Origin of the sequence: Pseudomonas sp. GW456-12-10-14-LB2, assembly GCF_002884345.1 — a bacterium.
GTDB classification, from domain to species: Bacteria; Pseudomonadota; Gammaproteobacteria; order Pseudomonadales; family Pseudomonadaceae; genus Aquipseudomonas; species Aquipseudomonas paraglycinae.
In genome coordinates this window covers 159954-180419 of record NZ_POHV01000004.1, presented here as the reverse complement: position 1 = coordinate 180419, position 20466 = coordinate 159954, and the positions used below count along the sequence as shown (strand labels likewise).

General features: G+C 59.7%; 21 protein-coding genes and 2 tRNA genes. 7 read left to right on the top strand and 16 right to left on the bottom strand.

The genetic code is table 11. The features are described 5' to 3' along the window. Nucleotides 1-16: 16 nt before the first annotated feature. The 7 genes from C1X29_RS04360 to C1X29_RS04330 form a co-directional block, all read right to left on the bottom strand. Complete coding sequence (locus tag C1X29_RS04360; protein ID WP_085745399.1) at nt 17-268, bottom strand: bacteriocin immunity protein; 252 nt, start codon at nt 266-268, stop codon at nt 17-19. A 6-nt stretch (nt 269-274) separates the two neighbouring features. Further along, entirely contained in the window at nt 275-1525 is a 1251-nt protein-coding gene (locus C1X29_RS04355) for an S-type pyocin domain-containing protein (protein ID WP_085745398.1), read from the bottom strand. 262 nt (nt 1526-1787) lie between these two features. Next, nucleotides 1788-2012: a bacteriocin immunity protein gene (locus C1X29_RS04350; protein WP_236191694.1), complete on the bottom strand. Its 225-nt coding sequence runs from the start codon at nt 2010-2012 to the stop codon at nt 1788-1790. After that, nucleotides 2012-2287 carry a bacteriocin immunity protein gene (locus tag C1X29_RS04345; RefSeq protein WP_085745396.1) on the bottom strand — a complete coding sequence of 92 codons (276 nt, stop codon included), beginning with the start codon at nt 2285-2287 and terminating at the stop codon, nt 2012-2014. Before C1X29_RS04345 ends, C1X29_RS04350 begins: the two co-directional genes overlap by 1 nt. A gap of 7 nt (nt 2288-2294) precedes the next feature. Beyond that, nucleotides 2295-3542 (bottom strand): S-type pyocin domain-containing protein, encoded by a 1248-nt coding sequence (locus tag C1X29_RS04340; protein ID WP_102716924.1) that lies wholly within the window; start codon nt 3540-3542, stop codon nt 2295-2297. A gap of 224 nt (nt 3543-3766) precedes the next feature. Further along, nucleotides 3767-3843: transfer RNA gene (locus tag C1X29_RS04335), tRNA-Met, on the bottom strand. Between the two features lie 115 nt (nt 3844-3958). Then, nucleotides 3959-6016, bottom strand: coding sequence for a methyl-accepting chemotaxis protein (locus C1X29_RS04330; protein ID WP_102716923.1), 2058 nt, complete (start codon nt 6014-6016; stop codon nt 3959-3961). A gap of 333 nt (nt 6017-6349) precedes the next feature. On the opposite strand from C1X29_RS04330, the gene C1X29_RS04325 reads away from it, so the two are divergent. After that, nucleotides 6350-7567 carry an MFS transporter gene (locus tag C1X29_RS04325; protein WP_102716922.1) on the top strand — a complete coding sequence of 406 codons (1218 nt, stop codon included), beginning with the start codon at nt 6350-6352 and terminating at the stop codon, nt 7565-7567. Nucleotides 7568-7630: 63 nt separating this feature from the next. Here the strand turns inward: C1X29_RS04325 and ychF are convergent, their stop codons facing one another. The 8 genes from ychF to C1X29_RS04285 form a co-directional block, all read right to left on the bottom strand. Next, nucleotides 7631-8731: a redox-regulated ATPase YchF gene (gene ychF, locus C1X29_RS04320; RefSeq protein ID WP_085607001.1), complete on the bottom strand. Its 1101-nt coding sequence runs from the start codon at nt 8729-8731 to the stop codon at nt 7631-7633. A 22-nt stretch (nt 8732-8753) separates the two neighbouring features. Next, nucleotides 8754-9338, bottom strand: coding sequence for an aminoacyl-tRNA hydrolase (gene pth, locus C1X29_RS04315; RefSeq protein WP_007951726.1), 585 nt, complete (start codon nt 9336-9338; stop codon nt 8754-8756). Nucleotides 9339-9509: 171 nt separating this feature from the next. Beyond that, entirely contained in the window at nt 9510-10112 is a 603-nt protein-coding gene (locus tag C1X29_RS04310) for a 50S ribosomal protein L25/general stress protein Ctc (protein WP_102687527.1), read from the bottom strand. 141 nt (nt 10113-10253) lie between these two features. Further along, on the bottom strand, nt 10254-11195 hold the full coding sequence (locus tag C1X29_RS04305; RefSeq protein ID WP_003171603.1) for a ribose-phosphate pyrophosphokinase: 942 nt from the start codon (nt 11193-11195) through the stop codon (nt 10254-10256). Between the two features lie 47 nt (nt 11196-11242). Beyond that, nucleotides 11243-11317, bottom strand: a tRNA-Gln gene (locus C1X29_RS04300). A gap of 37 nt (nt 11318-11354) precedes the next feature. Further along, a complete protein-coding gene (gene ispE, locus C1X29_RS04295) occupies nt 11355-12206 on the bottom strand; it encodes a 4-(cytidine 5'-diphospho)-2-C-methyl-D-erythritol kinase (protein WP_007951723.1) in 852 nt (283 codons plus the stop codon). A 3-nt stretch (nt 12207-12209) separates the two neighbouring features. Continuing rightward, nucleotides 12210-12827: a lipoprotein insertase outer membrane protein LolB gene (gene lolB / locus C1X29_RS04290; RefSeq protein ID WP_007951721.1), complete on the bottom strand. Its 618-nt coding sequence runs from the start codon at nt 12825-12827 to the stop codon at nt 12210-12212. A gap of 3 nt (nt 12828-12830) precedes the next feature. Next, nucleotides 12831-14555, bottom strand: coding sequence for a tetratricopeptide repeat protein (locus C1X29_RS04285; protein WP_085745392.1), 1725 nt, complete (start codon nt 14553-14555; stop codon nt 12831-12833). Nucleotides 14556-14737: 182 nt separating this feature from the next. Here C1X29_RS04285 and hemA point away from each other — a divergent pair, with 182 nt between their 5' ends. From hemA to C1X29_RS04255, 6 genes are all read left to right on the top strand, one after another. Next, nucleotides 14738-16024, top strand: coding sequence for a glutamyl-tRNA reductase (hemA, locus tag C1X29_RS04280; RefSeq protein WP_007951716.1), 1287 nt, complete (start codon nt 14738-14740; stop codon nt 16022-16024). Then, the gene (gene prfA, locus C1X29_RS04275; RefSeq protein WP_007951714.1) at nt 16021-17103 is read left to right on the top strand and encodes a peptide chain release factor 1; all 1083 of its coding nucleotides are present in this window, start codon (nt 16021-16023) and stop codon (nt 17101-17103) included. Before hemA ends, prfA begins: the two co-directional genes overlap by 4 nt. Next, nucleotides 17104-17934: a peptide chain release factor N(5)-glutamine methyltransferase gene (gene prmC / locus C1X29_RS04270; protein ID WP_085745391.1), complete on the top strand. Its 831-nt coding sequence runs from the start codon at nt 17104-17106 to the stop codon at nt 17932-17934. Continuing rightward, a complete protein-coding gene (locus C1X29_RS04265; RefSeq protein WP_102716921.1) occupies nt 17928-18683 on the top strand; it encodes a molybdopterin-synthase adenylyltransferase MoeB in 756 nt (251 codons plus the stop codon). The genes prmC and C1X29_RS04265 overlap by 7 nt, the downstream gene beginning before the upstream one ends. Beyond that, nucleotides 18676-19467, top strand: a complete 792-nt coding sequence (gene murI / locus C1X29_RS04260) for a glutamate racemase (RefSeq protein WP_102716920.1) — start codon at nt 18676-18678, stop codon at nt 19465-19467. Before C1X29_RS04265 ends, murI begins: the two co-directional genes overlap by 8 nt. Before the next feature lie 113 nt (nt 19468-19580). Next, nucleotides 19581-20099 (top strand): acyloxyacyl hydrolase, encoded by a 519-nt coding sequence (locus tag C1X29_RS04255; RefSeq protein ID WP_039766327.1) that lies wholly within the window; start codon nt 19581-19583, stop codon nt 20097-20099. A 54-nt stretch (nt 20100-20153) separates the two neighbouring features. Here the strand turns inward: C1X29_RS04255 and C1X29_RS04250 are convergent, their stop codons facing one another. Next, nucleotides 20154-20459: a YkgJ family cysteine cluster protein gene (locus C1X29_RS04250; protein WP_011335918.1), complete on the bottom strand. Its 306-nt coding sequence runs from the start codon at nt 20457-20459 to the stop codon at nt 20154-20156. Between the last annotated feature and the right edge of the window lie 7 nt (nt 20460-20466).

Sequence of the window (20466 nt, the reverse complement as noted above, 5' to 3'; positions counted from 1 at the left end):
TATGGATGCCGGAGGGTTACTGCTTGAATCCTGGCAGCCCGTTGGCGGCGCGCCATTCTCTTACGGTCTTCGTAATGCCCATGGCAGAGTTGTCCTCTCCTGGTTCGGGATAAAAAATCAAGTCGGTGCCGTCCGGGTGACCGGTAAGCTTTCTGAATTGTGCCAGCAGCTCGCCAAGCTCCGTGTCCGATCCACTTTTATTGGTGGCACGTATTTTTTCGATGAAACGGATAAATTCGGTTTCAGTGTATTCAGATATTTTTTCCATGTGCGTTCACTGTTTTTTGTGTTGAAAGATGTGGTTTTTAGGGGTGTTGATTCGGAGGTTGTCTATGTCGTAGACAGCGCCGCCATCAGTGATCCGCTCGACGTGATGTATTTCAAATACCCCTCTTGTGCCTACAGACTCCCTGTCTCGAACCGCTGGTGCGTTGCCCGACATTAAACGATCTTGGGCATCCGAATTGAACTGATCGAAAAGTTCTGGATCATCCCGCACGGCTTGCCAGAATGCTTTTCTGAACGCGTCGAAGTTTGAAAACTCCCTCCCTCTGAGTCTGTCCGCAATCCGCGTCGGAATCGGCACTCCAATCCCTGTTCCAGCTCCTGCCAGCCATACACCGGAAACATCCTCCCCAATCCCCGTCACCGTCCCCGGCATCAATCTCGCCGGTTTCGAAAACACCACATACAACGACTTCAGCCCGGTCTCAGCCGGAAACACCAGAATACAATCCTCGGCGGTGATGTCTTCGCCGGGCAGGATTTCAATCTGGCTGTCGGTGTTCGCGGCGATCGGGTGGACGAGAATCGTGCTGAGTGGTTCGCCGTGTTCCGGATACACCAGCGGCGGCATCGATCCCAGCGGCCCGCGTTGCGGCGTCCACAAAATCGTGATGCCGTTGAGCTTCGCCTCCATGGAGGTCTTGTCGTTGTTCCACTCGACTTTTACGGTACGCACCGAGTCGTCGCCCGAGGCTCCGGTGTGGATGCCGTAGACCTGCATGACCCCTTCGGCATCGCGTCGGAACTGGAACCGCACGCGAGTGGTTGCGCGAGACAAGGTGCGTAGCTGATCGTCGGTGTAGAGCGTGCCGTCGCCCATTCGGTTCGGCAGCATCCCGAGGATGAACACACTGGCCGGGCCTCCCGCACCGCGGATTGCCCAATTAAGGCGCTGCTGCAGGATTCCACCACCGGCCATGCGCCCCAACGCCAGATCGGCGCCGATGGCCTTCGCTACGGCGTGACTGGCAGCGGGAATGCGCAGGGCGCCTGCCACCATGACTTTGCCGAAGTGAGAGGCGGGCTCAGGTGTTGTGCCGGCATCCGTTCGACACCAGTTATCCGGTGTGCAGGGTTTGGCAAATACCAGATCGTCGCGAGGCTTTGGCGATGGCCATTCGTCTGTCGGGACGTAGACAGGCTCTGGCTCCGGGCGCGGATTCCAGGCAGCCCACGAGGCGCCGCCGTTCGGAAGTTTTCGGCGCCAGATATCGTCGAAAGGGTCTTTGTCCGGGGCCATGACAACTCCCTGTCTGTCTTTGGATCAAGACAGGGGAGCTTGTCGGTCAGTCGGGATGGCGATCAAATCGACTTGCCGGGATGCAGAGGCCTGATCGAACGAATAATCCTCTTCGTACGCCTTTCGCGCTCTGTTCCTACGGAATCATGCCGGCCCACTGAAGTGGGGCACTTTTCTTGAGGCATAAAAAACGGCCTAACTTTTGGTAAGCCGTTTTAATACTTAGTGGTGTGAAGTCTTTTCAGTGATTGACCATGAATCTTCACTTCTTGAAGCCAGGCAGTCCGTTTGCTTCATGCCATTTCGCGATTGTACGGGCTATGCCAGAGGACGACGTGTCAGCACCTGGCTCAGGGTAGTAGATAAGGTCCATCTTGCTCGGATGCCCAACGATCTCGTTGAAGTGCAGCAATAGAATATCTGCCCGTTCATCTGTAGGTGCCTTGTCTTCCTTTCTGATCTCGTCAATGACACGGCGTTGAGTCATTACTGACCTTTGAACCCAGGCAGACCCTGTGAAGCTCGCCATTCTTTCACAATCTGCGTGACCCCCCGAGGAGAGCTATCCGCGCCTGTCTCCGGGTAATAGATCAGATCGGATCCGGCCGGGTGTTCGCTGATTTTCTCGAAGTGCAACAGTAACAAATCAGCCCGACCATCGTCTTCGGCTTCTTCATCTTCTTTAACGAGTTCTTCCAACAACGCAACGAACTCGGTCTCTGTGTACTCCGAAATGCTGCTTTTCAGTAGATTGTCTTTCATGACTGGCCTATTCGTTCCGGTGGATATCGATGTGGTTTCGAGGTGTATTTACTCGTAGATTATCAACGTCGTAGACGTCGCCACCCTCGGATACTTTTTCGAGATGATGAAGCTCGTAAGATCTTCTGCCGCCGACACTATCGGCTTTGCGCACCCTTGGTGCTTTACCTTTACGCATACGGCCAACACTTTGCTTTATGAACTGATCCGCCACGGCAGACTCCGAAACGGCTTTCCAAAAAGCCCTTCGGAACGAATCGAAGCTTTGGAATTCGAGTCCCCTGAGTGAGTCTGCCACGTCTGTTGGAATTGGAACTCCCACCCCCGAGTTTGCTCCGACGAGCCATATGCCCGACGAATTCTCCCCAACCCCCGTCACCGTCCCCGGCATCAATCTCGCCGGTTTCGAAAACACCACATACAGCGACTTCAGCCCGGTCTCAGCCGGAAACACCAGAATACAATCCTCGGCGGTGATGTCTTCGCCGGGCAGGATTTCAATCTGGCTGTCGGTGTTCGCGGCGATCGGGTGGACGAGGATCGTACTCAGTGCTTCGCCGTGCTCCGGGTGAACCAGCGGCGGCATCGATCCCAGCGGCCCGCGTTGCGGCGTCCACAAAATCGTGATGCCGTTGAGCTTCGCCTCCATGGCGCTCTTGTCGCTGTTCCACTCGACTTTTACGGTACGCACCGAGTCGTCGCCCGAGACGCCGGTGTGGATGCCGTAGACCTGCATGACCCCTCCGGCATCACGCCGGAACTGGAAGCGCACGCGAGTGGTGGCGCGGGGTAGGGTGCGCAGTTGTTCGTCGGTATAAAGGGTGCCGTCGCCCATTCTGGCCGGCAGCATCCCTAGGATGAAAACACTGGCCGGGCCTGTCGCACCACGGATTGCCCAGTTGAGACGTTGCTGCAGAATTCCACCGCCCGCCATGCGCCCCAAGGCCAGATCGGCGCCGATTGCTTTCGCTACGACCTTACTGGCTGCGGGAAAGCGTACGGCGCCCGCCACCATGATCTTGCCGAAACTGGAGGCGGGCTCAGGTGTTGTGCCGGCATCCGTTCGACACCAGTTGTCCGGTGTGCAGGACTTGGCAAATACCAGATCGTCGCGGGGCTTTGGGGTTGGCCATTCATCTGTTGGAACGTAGACGGGCTCTGGCTCTCGGGGCGGATTCCATGCTGCCCATGAGGCGCCGCCGTTTGGAAGCTTTCGGCGCCAGATATCATCGAAAAGGTCTTGGTCCAGGTCCATGACAACTCCCTGTCTGTCGTTGGATCGAGACAGGGGAGCTTGTGGGTCAGTGGGGATGGCGATCAAATCGACTGGTAGGGATGCAGGGGCCTGATCGAACGAAAAATCCTCTTCGTACGCTTTTCGCACCCGGTTCCTACGGAGCCAGCCGACTCACTGAGGAAGGGCACTTTTCTCTAGGCATAAAAAAACGGCCTACCTTTCGGTAAGCCGTTTTTAGTACTTGGTGGCTACACAGGGACTTGAACCCCGGACCCCAGCATTATGAATGCTATGCTCTAACCAACTGAGCTATGTAGCCAAGTGGCGCGCATTATTCCCCTGAAATGGAAAAGCGTCAAGCGTAAATTCAAAATATTTCTTCTTATTTTCAACCGCTTATCCTCCCGCGCCGAAAATCGGGGCGGGAGGGGCTTTCAACGCAGCTGAAATCTTCCGGTGTTGGCACTCAAGGCATGGCTGCCCTGGCTCAAGGTGTCCGCCGCGAGATTCACGGCCCGCGCGCCTTCGAGCAGACGAACCGCCGCTTGATCGACCTGCTGGATATTGCCGCTGACCTCATCGGCGGTGCTCGCCTGTTCCTCGACCGCCGTGGCGATTTGCGCGAGGGTGTCGGTGACGCTCTGCACGGCGCTGGCGATCTCCCCCAGGCGTTCGCCAAGTCCCGTGACCGCTTCCGCGTCCGATTGTGCCTGGCCGCAGGCAGCCTCCATCAGGCTCACGGCTTCATTGACCGTGTTGCGCAGGCTGTCGACCGTACCGGCGATCTGCGCTGTGGACGATTGCGTACGTTGCGACAGGCTGCGTACCTCGTCGGCTACCACGGCAAAACCACGACCTTGTTCGCCGACGCGAGCTGCTTCAATAGCCGCGTTGAGCGCCAGCAGGTTGGTCTGCTCGGCGACGCCGCGAATGGTATCGACCACCAGTTGAATCTGCTGCCCTTGCTCGCTGACCCGGCCGAGCGCTGCGGCAGTTTCGTTCAGGCGCTGATTGAGCTGCTGGATGCTCGCCGTGGTCCGTTGACTGTCACGGCTACTGTCGGCGGCAATGCGCCGGGTGTGCTGAGCGCTGCCGGAAGCCTGTTCACAACTCTGCGCCACGCCTTGAGACGTCGCCGCCAGTTGCGTGGCGGCTGCGGCGATCTGGCTGATCTGCAATTGCTGCGCTTCGACTTCGCTGAGAGCGCCGCTGGAGTGATCGTTGAGGCTGCGCACGGCGTTGCTCAGTTGCGACGTCTCGTGATCGACACCCAGCAGGCTGGTGCGCAGTTGCACCACCGCCACGTTGAGTGCGGTGCTGATCGAGGCGAGTTCATCGCGACCCACGACCGGCACCTGCAGGCTCAGATTGCCGTCGCGCAGCGCTTCGGCGAGCACGGTGATGCCGCTGGCGCTACGACGGATCGAGGCTTGCAGGCAGACGAACAAATACAGCGCCGCCAGCAACAGGAAACCGAACACAGCCGCGACAACGATGAACTGACGAATCGCCGATCCGTGGTAGTCATCCAGCCGCTGATCCAGCGACATCAGCGATTGCTGGCGCAGCGTGGCGAGGTTGCCGAGCAGGGCATCGAGAGTGCGCTCGAATTCTTCAGGCTTGAGATTGATGCTGCCGCCGAACACGCCGTCATCCAGCACTTTCAAACCGGCGTCCAGCTGTTTAAGGCTGTCGTGATATTGCCCGGCCCAGCCTTGCAGGGCTGGCGGCAGACGCGCTTCGAGCAGGCTCGCGGTTTTCACCAGCTGCTCGCGGGCATCGCCGATGCGGCTGCGCAGGTCGCGCAGTTGCAGACGGCTTTGCAGGGTGAACTGGCCGGAAACCACGGACGCCTGGCCGACGGCTGCCAGCCGACCGACCCGCTCGATCAGGTCTGGTGCGTGCTGGGTGGAAATCTGCGTCAGCAGATAGGTCTCCAGCCACGGCGCGAGGATCAGGCGATTGTCCATCGCGATCTGTTCGCGCAAGGCTTGCAGGGCGCTGAGGGCGTTGGTGAAACGGTCGTAACCGTCCGGCCACCAACCGACACCGGAAAGGCTTTTCGAGTCCAGGCCATTCAGCGCGGCTTGCAGGGCCTGATAGCGGGTCTGGGTTTCACCTTCCGCGCCTTCGGCTTGCAAGGCATTGCCCAAGTCCAGCGTCGCCTGGGCAACAGCAGGTTGTACGCCATCGAACGCAGCCATCGCGGCAAGGGTCGCTGGCGTCGGCTGGCGGTTGGTTTCCGTGGCGCGCCAGCGGGCGGCGCGGTCGCGTTGGGCGGCGAGCAGGTTGTCGAGAGCATCGAGGGCGAGCAACTGCCGCACACCGGCACGTTCGCCGGCGATCAGGTTGAGTTTGTCGCGATAGTCCTGGCCGATCATCAACAGGCTGCCGGCCAATGGCAGGATAAACAGCAGAAACAACAACTGGAATTTACGCGCGAAGCCAAACCGCCCCAGCAACCTGATCCCCGGTGATAAAAAAGCCTGCATGCCCCATGACTCCTCTGGACACCACGCACCATCGGCGTGCATCGCGGTCGTTGCGACCGGGATTGGTGCCCTGCTAAAAGGCCTCGAAAGTTCACCCTTGCCCGCTCTGTAGGCAGGCTCTGTAGCGAAACTTCCCATTCTCGATACCCTTTGTAAGGGCGCCGCGTTCAAGCGGATAAGCAAGGCAAGATTCAGACCATGGCGTTGCGCTATCACTTGTAGCGCGACGACTGAATAGTTCGTTAGCTGGCTAAGGGGATGGCGCTGGCGCACCGAAAAATGGCACATTGACGCACCTGCCCGCGTGCATCCATCTGCAGTCCGGAAACTCCCATGGCTATCAGCAACGTTCAGACCACCGCTGCCTCGGCGTCCGCTCCTTCACAAAGCAGCCCTTTGGTGATGCGCATCATCGGCGCGGTGGCGCTGGCGCATTTGATCAACGACCTGATCCAGTCAGTGCTGCCGTCGATCTATCCGATGCTCAAGGCCAACTATGGCCTGAGTTTCACCCAGGTCGGCCTGATTACCCTGACATTCCAATTGACCGCTTCGCTGCTGCAGCCGTGGGTCGGTTATCACACCGACCGGCATCCGAAACCGTGGCTGTTGCCGGCAGGTTCCATGTGCACGCTGATCGGGATTGTGATGATGTCGATGGTTGGCAGTTTCCCGTTGATTCTGCTGGCGGCGGCGTTGATCGGTATCGGCTCTTCGACTTTCCACCCTGAAGCTTCTCGTATCGCGCGGCTGGCGTCGGGCGGGCGTTTCGGTCTGGCGCAATCGACGTTCCAGGTCGGTGGTAATGCGGGTTCGGCATTCGGCCCGTTGCTGGCAGCGGCGATCATCATTCCTTTCGGCCAGGGTAACGTGGCCTGGTTCGGGCTGTTCGCGGTGTTTGCGTTGTTCGTGCTCTATCGCATCAGCCGCTGGTACGCCCATCACCTGAACCTGTTCAAGCTCAAGGCTGGCCAGGCCGCCACTCATGGACTGTCGAAGGGCAGAGTGATCAGCGCGTTGGTGGTGCTCGGGTTGCTGGTGTTCTCCAAGTATTTCTACATGGCCAGCCTGACCAGTTACTTCACCTTCTACCTGATCGAGAAGTTCGACCTGTCGGTGGCCAGTTCCCAGCTGCATCTGTTCCTGTTCCTCGGCGCGGTGGCGGCGGGCACGTTCTTCGGCGGGCCGATTGGCGACAAGATCGGGCGTAAGGCGGTGATCTGGTTCTCGATCCTCGGCGTGGCACCGTTCACGCTGCTGATGCCGCATGTCGATCTGTTTTGGACCACTGTCCTGAGCGTGGTGATCGGCTTCATCCTCGCTTCGGCGTTCTCGGCGATCGTGGTGTACGCGCAGGAGCTGGTGCCGGGCAATGTCGGGATGATTGCCGGGGTGTTCTTCGGTCTGATGTTCGGCTTCGGCGGGATTGGCGCGGCGTTGCTCGGTCATCTCGCGGACATTCACGGCATCGAATACGTGTACTTCCTGTGCTCGTTCCTGCCGCTGTTCGGGGTGCTGGCGATCTTCCTGCCGAGAACCAAAAAGGCCTGACGGGCCGAATTTCAGGCACAAAAAAGCCGCGTATCAAACGCGGCTTTTTCATGGGTGCAGCTTTTACACGTTGAAGCGGAAGTGCATCACGTCGCCGTCTTTGACGATGTAGTCCTTGCCTTCCAGACGCCATTTACCGGCTTCCTTGGTGCCCGCTTCGCCCTTGTACTGGATGAAGTCGTTGTAGGCGATCACTTCGGCGCGGATGAAGCCTTTCTCGAAGTCGGTGTGGATCACGCCAGCGGCTTGCGGTGCGGTGGCACCGACGCGGACGGTCCAGGCGCGGACTTCTTCGACACCGGCGGTGAAGTAGGTCTGCAGGTGCAGCATTTCGTAGCCGGCGCGGATCACGCGGTTCAGGCCAGGCTCTTCCAGGCCCAGGGCCTCGAGGAACATGTCTTTCTCTTCACCGTCGTCCAGCTCGGCGATTTCCGCTTCGATCTTGTTGCAGACCGGAACGACCATGGCGCCTTCTTCTTCGGCGATGGCCTTGACCACGTCCAGGTGCGGGTTGTTCTCGAAACCGTCTTCAGCGACGTTGGCGATGTACATGACCGGCTTGGTGGTCAGCAGGTGGAAGCCCTTGATGATCGCTTTTTCGTCGGCGCTCATGTTCTTCATCAGGCTGCGTGCAGGCTTGCCTTCAGTGAAGTGCGGGATCAGTTGCTCGAGCAGGGCCTTCTGGGCCACTGCGTCCTTGTCACCACCCTTGGCGTTGCGCGCGACTTTCTGCAGTTGCTTCTCGCAGCTGTCGAGGTCCGCGAAGATCAGTTCCAGGTCGATGATTTCGATGTCGCGCTTCGGGTCGACGCTATTGGAAACGTGGATCACGTTTTCGTCTTCGAAGCAGCGCACGACGTGAGCGATCGCGTCGGTTTCGCGGATGTTGGCCAGGAACTTGTTGCCCAGGCCCTCACCTTTCGACGCGCCGGCAACCAGGCCTGCGATGTCGACGAATTCCATGGTGGTCGGCAGGATGCGCTTTGGATTGACGATGGCCGCCAGAGCGTCCAGACGCGGATCCGGCATCGGCACGATGCCGCTGTTCGGCTCGATGGTGCAGAAGGGGAAGTTCTCGGCCGCGATCCCGGATTTGGTCAGGGCGTTGAACAGGGTGGACTTGCCGACGTTAGGCAGGCCGACGATGCCGCAATTGAATCCCATGGTGTTTCCCCTCGGATTAGAGTCAGGCCTTCTGGCTGTGCAGGTTTTTCATCGCGCGGTTCCATTCACCGGCGAGGATATCCGGCAGCACGCCGAGGGCAAAGTCGATGCTGGCATCGAGTTTTTCCTGTTCGGCGCGTGGCGCACGACCCAGGACGAAATTTGAAACCATACTGGCGACGCCCGGGTGGCCGATGCCAAGCCGCAGGCGGTGGAACGTATTCTGATTGCCCAATTGCGCAATGATGTCGCGCAACCCGTTGTGACCGCCATGGCCGCCGCCGACTTTGAGTTTGGCGACGCCCGGAGGCAGATCGAGTTCGTCGTGCGCCACCAGGATTTCTTCAGGCTTGATGCGGAAGAAACCGGCGAGTGCCGCCACGGCCTGGCCGCTGCGGTTCATGTAGGTGGTGGGAATCAGCAGACGAACATCCTGACCCTGATGCGAGAAGCGCCCGGTCAGGCCGAAATACTTGCGATCGGCCACGAGATTCACGTTCTGTGCGTGGGCGATGCGCTCAACAAAAAGGGCCCCTGCGTTATGCCGGGTCTGCTCGTATTCAGCGCCTGGATTTCCCAGGCCAACGATCAGTTTGATGGCAGTCACGATAGGGGCCCTTCCTTTGAGTGGTGGATAACATCGCCGCGATCAGGGAAGGCGGCGAAAGTGGACGAAAAATGCTCATTTACCATGGATGTAAACTCCGCGTTCCCGCCCGCTTTCTCGCTACGTTCCAGTCCGCGATGTTACCTGCTCACTCAGGCATGACAGAGTGAATTACTCTGCTGCGCCTTCTTCGGTAGCTTCTGGAGCAACACGTGGAGCGTGGACGTTGGCAACAGCCAGGTCGTTACCGTGAGCCAGAGCAACGAACTCAACGCCTTTAGGAGCTTTGAGGTCGGACAGGTGAACGATGGTGCCGATTTCAGCGTTAGCCAGGTCGACTTCGATGAACTCAGGCAGATCTTTCGGCAGGCAGGAAACTTCGATCTCGGCAACAACGTGCGAGATTTCGCCGCCTTTCTTCACTGGAGCAGCTTCGTTGATGAAGTGCACAGGAACGATAGCGGTCAGTTTCTGGCCAGCTACAACGCGTACGAAGTCAGCGTGCATCACGTGGCCTTTGGCCGGGTGACGCTGCAGAGCCTTGATGATCACGTTTTGCTTGGTGCCACCAACGTTCAGCTCGATGATGTGGCTGTAAGCCGCTTCGTTTTCGAGCAGTTTGGCAACTTCTTTGGCCAGCATGCTGATGGATTCAGGGGCTTTGTCGCCACCGTAAACAACAGCTGGAACCAGGGCAGCGAGACGACGCAGGCGGCGGCTCGCACCTTTCCCCAGGTCGGAACGCGCTTCAGCATTCAGAGTAAAATCGTTCATTTTGTATCTCCAAAATAGCCATGACCGAGTGGCGTTTGCGACCAGCGCCGAACACGGTATGGGCAAAAAAGCCCCGCCCCCGCAGGAATGCGGGGGCGGGGCGCTTTTCGTCAACGAGACATTTCGAGAAGGGCAGGGCCCTTAACGGAACATCGCGCTGATCGATTCTTCATTGCTGATGCGGCGAACCGCTTCGGCAACAACCGGTGCGATATCCAGTTGACGGATACGTGCACAGGCTTGTGCTGCAGCGGACAGCGGGATGGTGTTAGTGACCACCAGCTCGTCCAGCACGGAATTTTCGATATTCTCGATGGCCCGACCCGACAGCACAGGGTGTGTGCAGTAGGCAAAGACCTTGGCTGCGCCATGCTCTTTCAGGGCCTTGGCCGCGTGGCACAGAGTGCCGGCGGTATCGACCATGTCATCGACCAGAATGCAGGTACGCCCTTCGACATCACCGATGATATGCATCACTTCAGAGTGATTGGCTTTCTCACGGCGTTTGTCGATGATCCCGAGATCCACGCCCAGGGATTTGGCAACGGCACGTGCACGCACGACGCCACCAATGTCCGGGGACACGATCATCAGGTTCTCGAAGCGCTGATCTTCGATGTCATCCACCAGAACCGGGGAGCCGTAGATGTTATCTACCGGAATATCGAAGAAACCCTGAATCTGGTCAGCATGCAGATCAACCGTGAGAACACGGTCGATGCCGACTACGGTGAGCATGTCAGCAACGACTTTCGCGCTGATAGCCACACGTGCGGAACGCGGACGGCGATCCTGACGGGCATAACCAAAATAAGGAATAACAGCAGTGATACGAGTAGCCGAGGAGCGGCGGAAGGCATCAGCCATCACTACCAGTTCCATCAGGTTATCGTTGGTCGGAGCGCAAGTCGGCTGAATAATGAAGACGTCTTTACCACGAACGTTTTCATTGATCTCGGCTGTAATTTCACCGTCGGAAAATTTACCGACAGAGATGTCACCGAGAGGGATATGCAGCTGACGTACGACACGCCGAGCCAGATCGGGGTTAGCGTTCCCCGTAAAGACCATCATCTTGGACACGCGCAGTACCTGAAGGCTGAGGGTATACCTGGATGAGTATAGGAAAATGGCAGGGGCGGCTGGATTCGAACCAACGCATGGCAGGATCAAAACCTGCTGCCTTACCGCTTGGCGACGCCCCTGTATCTGTTGCTTGCAAGTGCCGGGCACTTGGTTCCTTTAGAGCAGACTTTGCAGCTTGCGATGCAACATCGAAACGTTGCTTCCTTTCGCTACAAACCCTGTAAGGGTCTCTGTCAGAAGGGCCGAGACTTTATCAGCTTCAGCTTTGCTTGGGAAGCCCCCAAACACACAACTTCCAGTTCCGGTGAGTTTTGCTTCGGTAAAATTACCTAACAAATTCAATGCGTTACGTACTTCTGGATAACGCCTCGAGACCACCGGCAAGCAGTCATTTCGACTGTTTCCCTCGGGAACGGGGCGCACTTTAATGGGCGGCGTGTTACGTGTCAACAATGGATCTGAAAAAATTTCTGCCGTACTAACAGAGACTTGCGGAACGAGCACGACGTACCACGGTTCGGCGGGCTCGACCGGGGTCAGTTTCTCGCCGACACCTTCGGCGAAAGCTGCGTGGCCACGCACGAACACCGGCACGTCCGCGCCCAGTGTGAGACCCAGTGCAGCCAGGCGATCTTCATCCCAACCCAGTTGCCACAAGTGATTGAGGCCGAGCAGGGTGGTGGCCGCGTTCGAACTGCCACCCCCGATGCCGCCGCCCATCGGCAGGATCTTGTCGATCCAGATGTCGATGCCGAGCGAGCAGCCGGATTGTTCCTGCAGTTTCTTCGCCGCGCGCACGATCAGGTTGCTGTCGTGGGGCACGCCGTCGAATTCGGTGTGCAGGCGAATCACGCCGTCGTCACGCACGGCGAAGGTGATTTCGTCGCCGTAGTCGAGGAACTGAAAAAGCGTCTGCAACTCGTGATAACCGTCTTCACGGCGACCGAGAATGTGCAGCATCAGATTGAGTTTGGCCGGCGAGGGCAGAGTGAGGCGTGGAGCGGTCATGCGTTATTGCCCCAATTTGCGCGGTTGCCAGGTCTTGATGACCAGCGTCACGTCCAGGTCGGTGCCGTGCAGCTTGATCCGCTCGGGCAGCCAGTAACCGTTCTGTTCGGCATAGCTGAGGTATTCGACCTGCCAGCCATCCTGATCCAGATTGGCCAGACGGCTGTTGCCGTCCAGAGTCAGACGGCTTTTGCTGTCCGGTGCCGGGAGGCCGCGAACCCACCAGGCCAGATGCGAGACCGGCAGTTTCCAGCCCAGTTGTTCTTCGACCAGTGCTTCCGGAGTCGGCGCTTCATAACGGCCCTGATTCGCCACTTCCAGCGACACCGCGCCCGGACGGCCGGTCAGCCGAGCGGCGCCACGACCCAGCGGGCCGGACAGACGAATGTCGTAGTAGTCCTGACGTTGCAGCCAGAACAGCGTGCCGCTGCCCGAGTCTTTCGGGGCGCGGATGCCGATCTTGCCGTCGATCTGCCAGCCGTCGAGGCCGGTCAGGTGTTGTTTGTTCGCGGCCCACTGTGCCGGATTGCCGTGGCCTTCGACCGACTCACGGGCGCCGAAGCCCGCACAACCGGCGAGCAGGGCGATGAAGCTGAAAACTATGACGTGGCGCAAAAACATGAGTTAAAGAGTCTCGGATCCGGTCAGGCGCTTGATGGTGCTGCGCAGGATGGTGCTGTCAGGCTGGTCCTTGAGGAACTTGCCCCAGATTTGTTTCGCTTCGCGCTGCTTGCCCTTGGCCCACAGCACTTCGCCCAGGTGCGCGGCGACTTCGTGATCGGGGAAGCGCTCGAGGGCCTGACGCAGGTATTTCTCGGCGTCTTCCAGATTGCCCATGCGGAAGTTCACCCAGCCGAGGCTGTCGAGAACCGCCGGGTCTTCCGGGTTGATCTGGTGCGCCTGCTCGATCAGCGCCTTGGCTTCAGCGTAGCGGGTGGTGCGGTCGGACAGGGTGTAGCCGAGGGCGTTGAGGGCCATGGCGTTGTCCGGATCGCGCTTGATGATCAGGCGCAGGTCTTTTTCCATCTGCGCCAGGTCATTGCGTTTTTCCGCCTGCATCGCACGGGTGTAAAGCAGATTCAGATCGTCCGGGTATTGCTGCAACGCTTGTTGCAGGACTTTCCAGGCCTTGTCGCCCTGATTGTTGGCGGACAGGGTTTCGGCTTCGATCAGGTATAACTGGATCGCGTAATCCGGCTGCTCGTCACGCTCGGCGGCCAGTTTGCTCTGGGCTTCGGCGGTCTTGCCGTTGTTCATCAGAATATCGGCCTGACGCAGCTGCGCCGGCAGATAGTCGTTGCCCGGGCCGACCTGGGCGTACTCGATGAGCGCGCCTTGCGGGTCGTTGCGTTCTTCGGCAATGCGGCCCAGGTTCAGGTGCGCCGAATCGACATGGCTTTCCCGGGCGATCAGGTCTTCCAGATAGCCCTTGGCCTCGTCCCAGGCCTTGGCTTCCAGGCAGACCAGCGCCAGGGAATAACGCAGTTCGTCGTCTTCCGGGTATTGCTGAACCAGGGTGGAGAACTCGACCTTGGCGTCGTCCATCCGGTCCTGTTCCACCAGCATCCGCGCGTAGGTCAGGCGCAGGCGCTTGTCGTCCGGATACTTCTTGATGCTCTTTTGCAGCAGCGGCAGCGCTTCGTCGCCGCGATTCAGCCCTTGCAGCAGGCGCGCGCGCAGCAGGATCGGGGCGATCTCGCCGTCTTCCGGCGGGTTGTCTTCGAGCAGGGCAAGCGCACCTTTGGTGTCGCCATCCTGCTGCATCAGCAGGGCCTTGCCGAAAATCAGCTGATTGTTGTTCGGGTGACGCTGCAACAGGCGGTCGAAGCTTTTCATCAGGCCGTTGCGGGTTTCCTGATCGGTGTCGGCGGCCGACAGCGCGAGGAAGTCGAAATGGGTGTCGCCTTTGCCCTGCAGGACTTTCTCCATATAGACCATCGAGTCGTCATAACGCCCGGCGCGAGCCAGTTGCACGGCGGCGGCGCGTTGCGCTTCGAGGTCGTCCGGGGCGTTTTTCGCCCAGATCAGCGCGGTATCGAGAGCCGGCTGATCGGCACCCAGATACTCGGCGATGCGGAACGCACGCTCGGAAACGCCCGGGTCCTGGGTGTTGATGGCCTGGGTCACGTAGTTGTCCAGGGCAATGTCGAAACGATTGCGCTGGCCAGCGAGCTCGGCGCTCAGCAGGCTGAACACCGTTTCCTGGCTGAACGAGCTGTAAACCTTGGGCTTTTCAGGGGCCGGCGTGGTGTCTTCGACCGGTGAGGCACCGTCCTGCGAAACGGGGGCCAAGGCCTGGCAGCCGCTGAGGAAGACAAAAGCGAGGAGCAACGCGGAAGATCTATTCATATAGGAAGAGGACGACTAACCTGCGGTCGGATCATCATGACACAAGCCTTCGGCCAAACATAACCGAGTCTCGATTGTGGCCATTATAGGGGCCGACAATTGGGACAATAGTCAGCGGTAGTTGTTCTGAATCTGACGAAGTAGGACAATTGCCGGCTTCACGTCACCATCAGCGACCTTGAATGGCCTTCCTTGCACTCGGTATCAACCACAAGACTGCTTCAGTAGACGTCCGCGAGCGCGTGGCCTTTACCCCTGAGCAGCTGGTGGAGGCCTTGCAGCAGCTCTGCCGACTCACCGACAGCCGCGAAGCTGCGATCCTCTCCACCTGCAATCGCAGTGAGCTGTATATAGAACAGGATCAGCTTTCGGCCGATATCGTGCTGCGCTGGCTGGCCGACTATCATCATTTAAGCCTCGATGAGCTGCGCGCGAGTGCTTATGTGCATGAGGATGATGCGGCAGTTCGTCACATGATGCGCGTCGCCTCCGGGCTCGACTCGCTGGTGCTGGGCGAACCGCAGATTCTCGGCCAGATGAAATCGGCCTACGCCGTTGCCCGCGAGGCCGGCACCATCGGGCCGCTGCTCGGGCGACTGTTTCAGGCGACCTTCAACGCCGCCAAGCAAGTGCGTACCGACACCGCGATCGGTGAGAACCCGGTGTCCGTGGCGTTTGCCGCCGTTAGCCTGGCCAAACAGATTTTCAGCGACTTGCAACGCAGCCAGGCCCTGCTGATCGGCGCCGGCGAGACCATCACCCTGGTCGCCCGTCACCTGCATGAACTGGGGGTCAAGCGCATCGTGGTCGCCAACCGGACGCTCGAGCGCGCCAGCCTGCTGGCCGAACAGTTCGGTGCCCACGCGGTGTTGCTCTCGGACATCCCGGCCGAACTGGTGCGCAGCGACATCGTCATCAGTTCTACCGCCAGTCAGTTGCCGATCCTCGGCAAGGGCGCGGTGGAAAGCGCGCTGAAGTTGCGCAAGCACAAGCCGATCTTCATGGTCGACATCGCCGTTCCCCGTGACATCGAGCCAGAAGTCGGCGAACTCGACGACGTTTACCTCTATAGCGTCGACGATCTGCACGAAGTGGTCGCCGAAAACCTCAAGAGCCGTCAGGGTGCAGCGCAGGCGGCTGAAGAGATGGTTTCGGTCGGCGCCGACGATTTCATGGTGCGCCTGCGCGAGCTGGCGGCGGTCGACGTGCTCAAGGCCTATCGTCAACAGAGCGAACGCCTGCGCGACGAAGAACTGCAAAAGGCCCTGCGCCTGCTGGCCAATGGCGGCAACGCCGAAGACGTGCTCGGGCAACTGGCCCGTGGCCTGACCAACAAACTCCTGCACGCCCCGAGCGTGCAGTTGAAAAAGCTTTCTGCCGAAGGCCGCCTCGATGCGCTGGCCATGGCTCAGGAACTCTTTGCCCTCGAGGGCTCACCGGATAGCTTTTCGGATAAAAAACCGCAATGAAAGCGTCACTGCTCAATAAGCTGGACATTCTCCAGGACCGTTTCGAGGAACTGACCGCGCTGCTCGGCGACGGCGAAGTCATTTCCGACCAGACCAAATTCCGCGCCTATTCCAAGGAATACGCCGAACTTGAGCCGGTGGTACAAGGCTATAAAAAGCTGCTCGGCGTACAAAGCGATCTTGAAGGCGCGCAGGCGCTGCTCAAGGACAGCGACCCGGACATGCGTGAAATGGCCGTGGAAGAAGTCCGCGAAGCCAAGGAGTTGCTGATCACGCTGGAATCTGACCTGCAACGCATGTTGCTGCCCAAGGATCCCAACGACGGGCGCAACGTGTTTCTCGAAATCCGCGCCGGCACCGGTGGCGACGAGGCGGCGATCTTCTCCGGCGACCTGTTCCGCATGTACTCGCGTTACGCCGAACGGCGTGGCTGGCGCGTGGAGATACTCTCGGAAAACGAAGGCGAACACGGCGGCTATAAAGAAGTCATCGCCCGCATCGAAGGCGACAATGTTTACGGCAAGCTGAAATTCGAATCCGGCGCGCACCGCGTACAGCGTGTACCCGCCACCGAATCCCAGGGCCGAATCCACACCTCGGCCTGCACCGTGGCGGTATTGCCTGAGCCGGACGAGCGCGAAGCCATCGAGATCAACCCGGCGGATTTGCGCGTCGACACTTACCGCTCCTCCGGGGCCGGTGGTCAGCACGTCAACACCACCGACTCGGCGATCCGCATCACCCACATCCCGACCGGCACCGTTGTCGAGTGCCAGGAAGAACGTTCCCAGCACAAGAACCGTGCCCGGGCGATGGCCTGGCTGGCGGCCAAACTCAACGACCAGCAGACGGCGGCGGCGGCCAACGCCATCGCCAGCGAACGTAAATTGCTGGTGGGTTCCGGTGACCGCTCCGAGCGCATCCGTACCTACAACTTTGCCCAGGGCCGGGTCACCGACCACCGCGTCAACCTGACCCTGTATTCCCTCGACGAAATCCTCGCCGGTGGCGTCGAAGCGGTGATCGAGCCGTTGTTGGCCGAATACCAGGCCGACCAGCTCGCAGCGATAGGTGAGTAAATGACCATCATCGCCAGCCTGTTGCGCGCCGCCGAACTGCCGGACTCGCCCACCGCGCGTCTGGACGCCGAATTGCTTCTGGCCGCCGCGCTGGGCAAGTCGCGCAGTTTTCTCCACACCTGGCCCGAGCGCATCGTGCCCAGCGAAGCCGCACTGGTTTTTGCCGAGTACCTGCAACGTCGTCGCAGCGGCGAGCCGGTCGCCTACATTCTGGGTCAGCAGGGTTTCTGGAAGCTGGATCTGGAAGTCGCGCCGCACACGCTGATCCCGCGCCCGGACACCGAACTGCTGGTGGAAGCCGCACTGGAATTGCTGCCGGCGACCCCGGCCAAAGTTCTCGATCTGGGCACCGGCAGCGGGGCGATTGCCCTGGCTCTGGCCAGCGAGCGCCCGGCGTGGAAAGTCACCGCCGTGGATCGCGTGCTGGAAGCGGTGGCCCTGGCCGAACGCAATCGCCAGCGCCTGCACTTGAACAACGCCACGGTGCTGAGCAGCCACTGGTTCAGCGCCCTCGAAGGCAAGCGTTTCGAGTTGATCATCAGTAACCCGCCGTACATTCGCGCGGCCGATCCGCATCTGGTGGAAGGCGATGTGCGCTTCGAGCCGGAAAGCGCCTTGGTGGCCGGCATCGACGGGCTCGACGATCTGCGCCTGATCATCGCCCAGGCGCCGGCCCATCTGGAGGCCGGTGGCTGGCTGATGCTCGAACACGGCTATGATCAAGCCGAAGCCGTGCGCGATCTGCTGCTGACGCAAGGTTTCGACGAAGTCCACAGCCGCACCGATCTGGGCGGCCATCAACGGATCAGCCTGGGGCGCCTGCCGTGCTGAATGATCAGGAATTGTTGCGCTACAGTCGGCAGATCCTGCTGCAACACATCGACATCGATGGCCAGTTGAAGCTCAAGGACAGCCGGGTATTGATCGTCGGCCTCGGCGGTCTCGGCGCGCCGGTGGCGCTGTACCTGGCGGCGGCGGGTGTTGGTGAATTGCACCTGGCGGATTTCGACACGGTCGACCTGACCAACCTGCAACGCCAGATCATCCACGACACCGACAGCGTCGGCATGAGCAAGGTCGACTCGGCGCTCAAGCGCCTGAGCGCGATCAACCCTGAAATCAAACTGATTCCTCATCGTCAGGCGCTGGACGAAGATTCTCTCGCCGCAGCCGTGGCGTCGGTGGATCTGGTGCTCGACTGCTCGGACAATTTCTCCACCCGCGAAGCGGTCAACGCCGCTTGCGTGGCCGCGCGCAAGCCATTGGTCAGCGGCGCGGCGATTCGCCTCGAAGGACAACTTTCGGTGTTCGACCCGCGCAGCGCCGAAAGCCCGTGCTACCACTGCCTGTACGGTCACGGCAGCGAAGCCGAACTGACTTGCAGCGAAGCGGGTGTGGTCGGGCCGCTGGTCGGTCTGGTCGGCAGCCTGCAAGCGCTGGAAGCCTTGAAGTTGCTGGCGGGATTCGGCGAGCTGCTGGTGGGGCGTCTGCTGTTGATCGATGCACTGGGCTCGCGATTCCGTGAGCTGCGGGTCAAGCGCGATCCGGGTTGCAGCGTCTGTGGTTCGCAGCATGCGTGAAGCGCCGATCGCCGTATTCGATTCCGGCGTCGGCGGATTGTCGGTGCTGGCGGAAATCCAGCGTCTGCTGCCGACTGAATCGCTGCTCTACCTCGGCGATTGCGGCCATATTCCTTATGGCGAGAAAACTCCGGAATTCATCCGCCAGCGTTGCAGCGTGATGGCCGGTTTTTTCCGCGAGCAGGGCGCCAAGGCGCTGGTGATCGCGTGCAACACCGCGACCGTGGCCGGCGTCGCTGATTTGCGCCGGGACTTTCCCGAGTGGCCGATTGTCGGCATGGAGCCGGCGGTCAAACCGGCCGCCGCCGCCACCCGCAGCGGCGTGGTGGGCGTGCTAGCCACTACCGGCACTTTGCAGAGTGCGAAGTTTGCAGCGCTGCTCGATCGTTTTGCCACGGATGTGCGGGTCATCACGCAGCCGTGCCCCGGACTTGTCGAGCGGATTGAAAGCGGCGATCTTCACAGCCCCGAGTTGCGTGCATTGCTCAAGCACTACGTCGATCCGCTACTGGCGAACGGTTGCGACACGATCATTCTGGGCTGCACCCACTATCCGTTTCTCAAGCCGATGCTCAAGTCGATGATCCCCGAGAGCATCAGCCTGATCGACACCGGCGCGGCAGTAGCCCGCCAATTGCAGCGGCTGCTCGCCGAGCGGGATCTGCTCGCCGAAGGACCGAACCGACCGGTCAGATTCTGGACCAGCGCTGATCCCGCGTCTTTACGCAAGACCCTGGCCCTGCTGGGGCAAGTCGCCGGCGAAGTCGAGAAATTCAACTTGTAAAAAAAATGTGAAATATCTAAAAAGTCAGCTGAACTTCTGACCAAGCGCAGATTTCTATAGCGCAGAGTGACCTAGAAAAACCAAACGATCGTTCCGGAAAAGGAAGTTTCAACGTGAAGCGACTATTCTGCTTGGCCGCGATTGCGGCTGCACTGATGGGGCAAAGTTTTACCGCACAGGCTGCTGGCGTCGAGTTTGCAGTGGGTGCCACCAGCGATTCGACGATGACTTATCGCCTGGGCATGAATTTCGACTGGGACAAGAGCTGGCTGCAAAGTGACGTCGGTCGTCTGACCGGTTACTGGAGCGGCGCCTATACCTATTGGGAAGGTGACAAGACCTCCAGCAACAACAGCCTGTCGTTCTCGCCGGTGTTTGTTTACGAGTTTGCCGGTCAGTCGGTCAAACCGTATGTCGAGGCGGGGATCGGCGTGGCGCTGTTCTCCAACACCGAGTACGAAGACAACAAGCTCGGCGGCTCCTTCCAGTTCGAAGACCGTATCGGTTTCGGCCTGCGCTTCAATGGCGGGCATGAGGTGGGAATCCGTGCGACGCACTATTCCAACGCCGGTCTGAGCAGCGACAACGATGGGGTCGAAAGCTACGCATTGCATTACACGATGCCGCTATAAGCCCCCAGAAAGTAAGCCCCATAAAAAAGGAGCGCCTGGCGCTCCTTTTTTTATTCAGCGATACGCCGTGGCAATCCCCTGACGTTCGTCGATGCATTCCGGCGCGCCCATCTCGAACTCGCGGCAGATCAGCGGACGCTTCTCGTAAATCGTGCACATCATCGTGTCGCGATCCAGCGCCGCGCACCAGCCGTCGTCCAGACGCAGCATCACCTCACCACCCCAATCGTCGGTATCGATAAAACGCTCGGGTACGCCGGTGTCGGTGATCAGCATCACTTCGAGCTGGCAACAACAGGCTGCGCAGGTCGAGCAGGTGACCACGGGTTCGGCGATTTGCCGGTGGGGAATGGTTTTCATGGCGCCA

Coding starts and splice junctions, on each gene's coding strand:
- C1X29_RS04360 (WP_085745399.1), bottom strand. CDS start 268: ATGGAAAAAATATCTGAATACACTGAAACCGAATTTATCCGTTTCATC.
- C1X29_RS04355 (WP_085745398.1), bottom strand. CDS start 1,525: ATGGCCCCGGACAAAGACCCTTTCGACGATATCTGGCGCCGAAAACTT.
- C1X29_RS04350 (WP_236191694.1), bottom strand. CDS start 2,012: ATGACTCAACGCCGTGTCATTGACGAGATCAGAAAGGAAGACAAGGCA.
- C1X29_RS04345 (WP_085745396.1), bottom strand. CDS start 2,287: ATGAAAGACAATCTACTGAAAAGCAGCATTTCGGAGTACACAGAGACC.
- C1X29_RS04340 (WP_102716924.1), bottom strand. CDS start 3,542: ATGGACCTGGACCAAGACCTTTTCGATGATATCTGGCGCCGAAAGCTT.
- C1X29_RS04330 (WP_102716923.1), bottom strand. CDS start 6,016: ATGCAGGCTTTTTTATCACCGGGGATCAGGTTGCTGGGGCGGTTTGGC.
- C1X29_RS04325 (WP_102716922.1), top strand. CDS start 6,350: ATGGCTATCAGCAACGTTCAGACCACCGCTGCCTCGGCGTCCGCTCCT.
- ychF (WP_085607001.1), bottom strand. CDS start 8,731: ATGGGATTCAATTGCGGCATCGTCGGCCTGCCTAACGTCGGCAAGTCC.
- C1X29_RS04310 (WP_102687527.1), bottom strand. CDS start 10,112: ATGAACGATTTTACTCTGAATGCTGAAGCGCGTTCCGACCTGGGGAAA.
- ispE (WP_007951723.1), bottom strand. CDS start 12,206: ATGACCGCTCCACGCCTCACTCTGCCCTCGCCGGCCAAACTCAATCTG.
- lolB (WP_007951721.1), bottom strand. CDS start 12,827: ATGTTTTTGCGCCACGTCATAGTTTTCAGCTTCATCGCCCTGCTCGCC.
- C1X29_RS04285 (WP_085745392.1), bottom strand. CDS start 14,555: ATGAATAGATCTTCCGCGTTGCTCCTCGCTTTTGTCTTCCTCAGCGGC.
- hemA (WP_007951716.1), top strand. CDS start 14,738: ATGGCCTTCCTTGCACTCGGTATCAACCACAAGACTGCTTCAGTAGAC.
- prfA (WP_007951714.1), top strand. CDS start 16,021: ATGAAAGCGTCACTGCTCAATAAGCTGGACATTCTCCAGGACCGTTTC.
- prmC (WP_085745391.1), top strand. CDS start 17,104: ATGACCATCATCGCCAGCCTGTTGCGCGCCGCCGAACTGCCGGACTCG.
- murI (WP_102716920.1), top strand. CDS start 18,676: ATGCGTGAAGCGCCGATCGCCGTATTCGATTCCGGCGTCGGCGGATTG.
- C1X29_RS04250 (WP_011335918.1), bottom strand. CDS start 20,459: ATGAAAACCATTCCCCACCGGCAAATCGCCGAACCCGTGGTCACCTGC.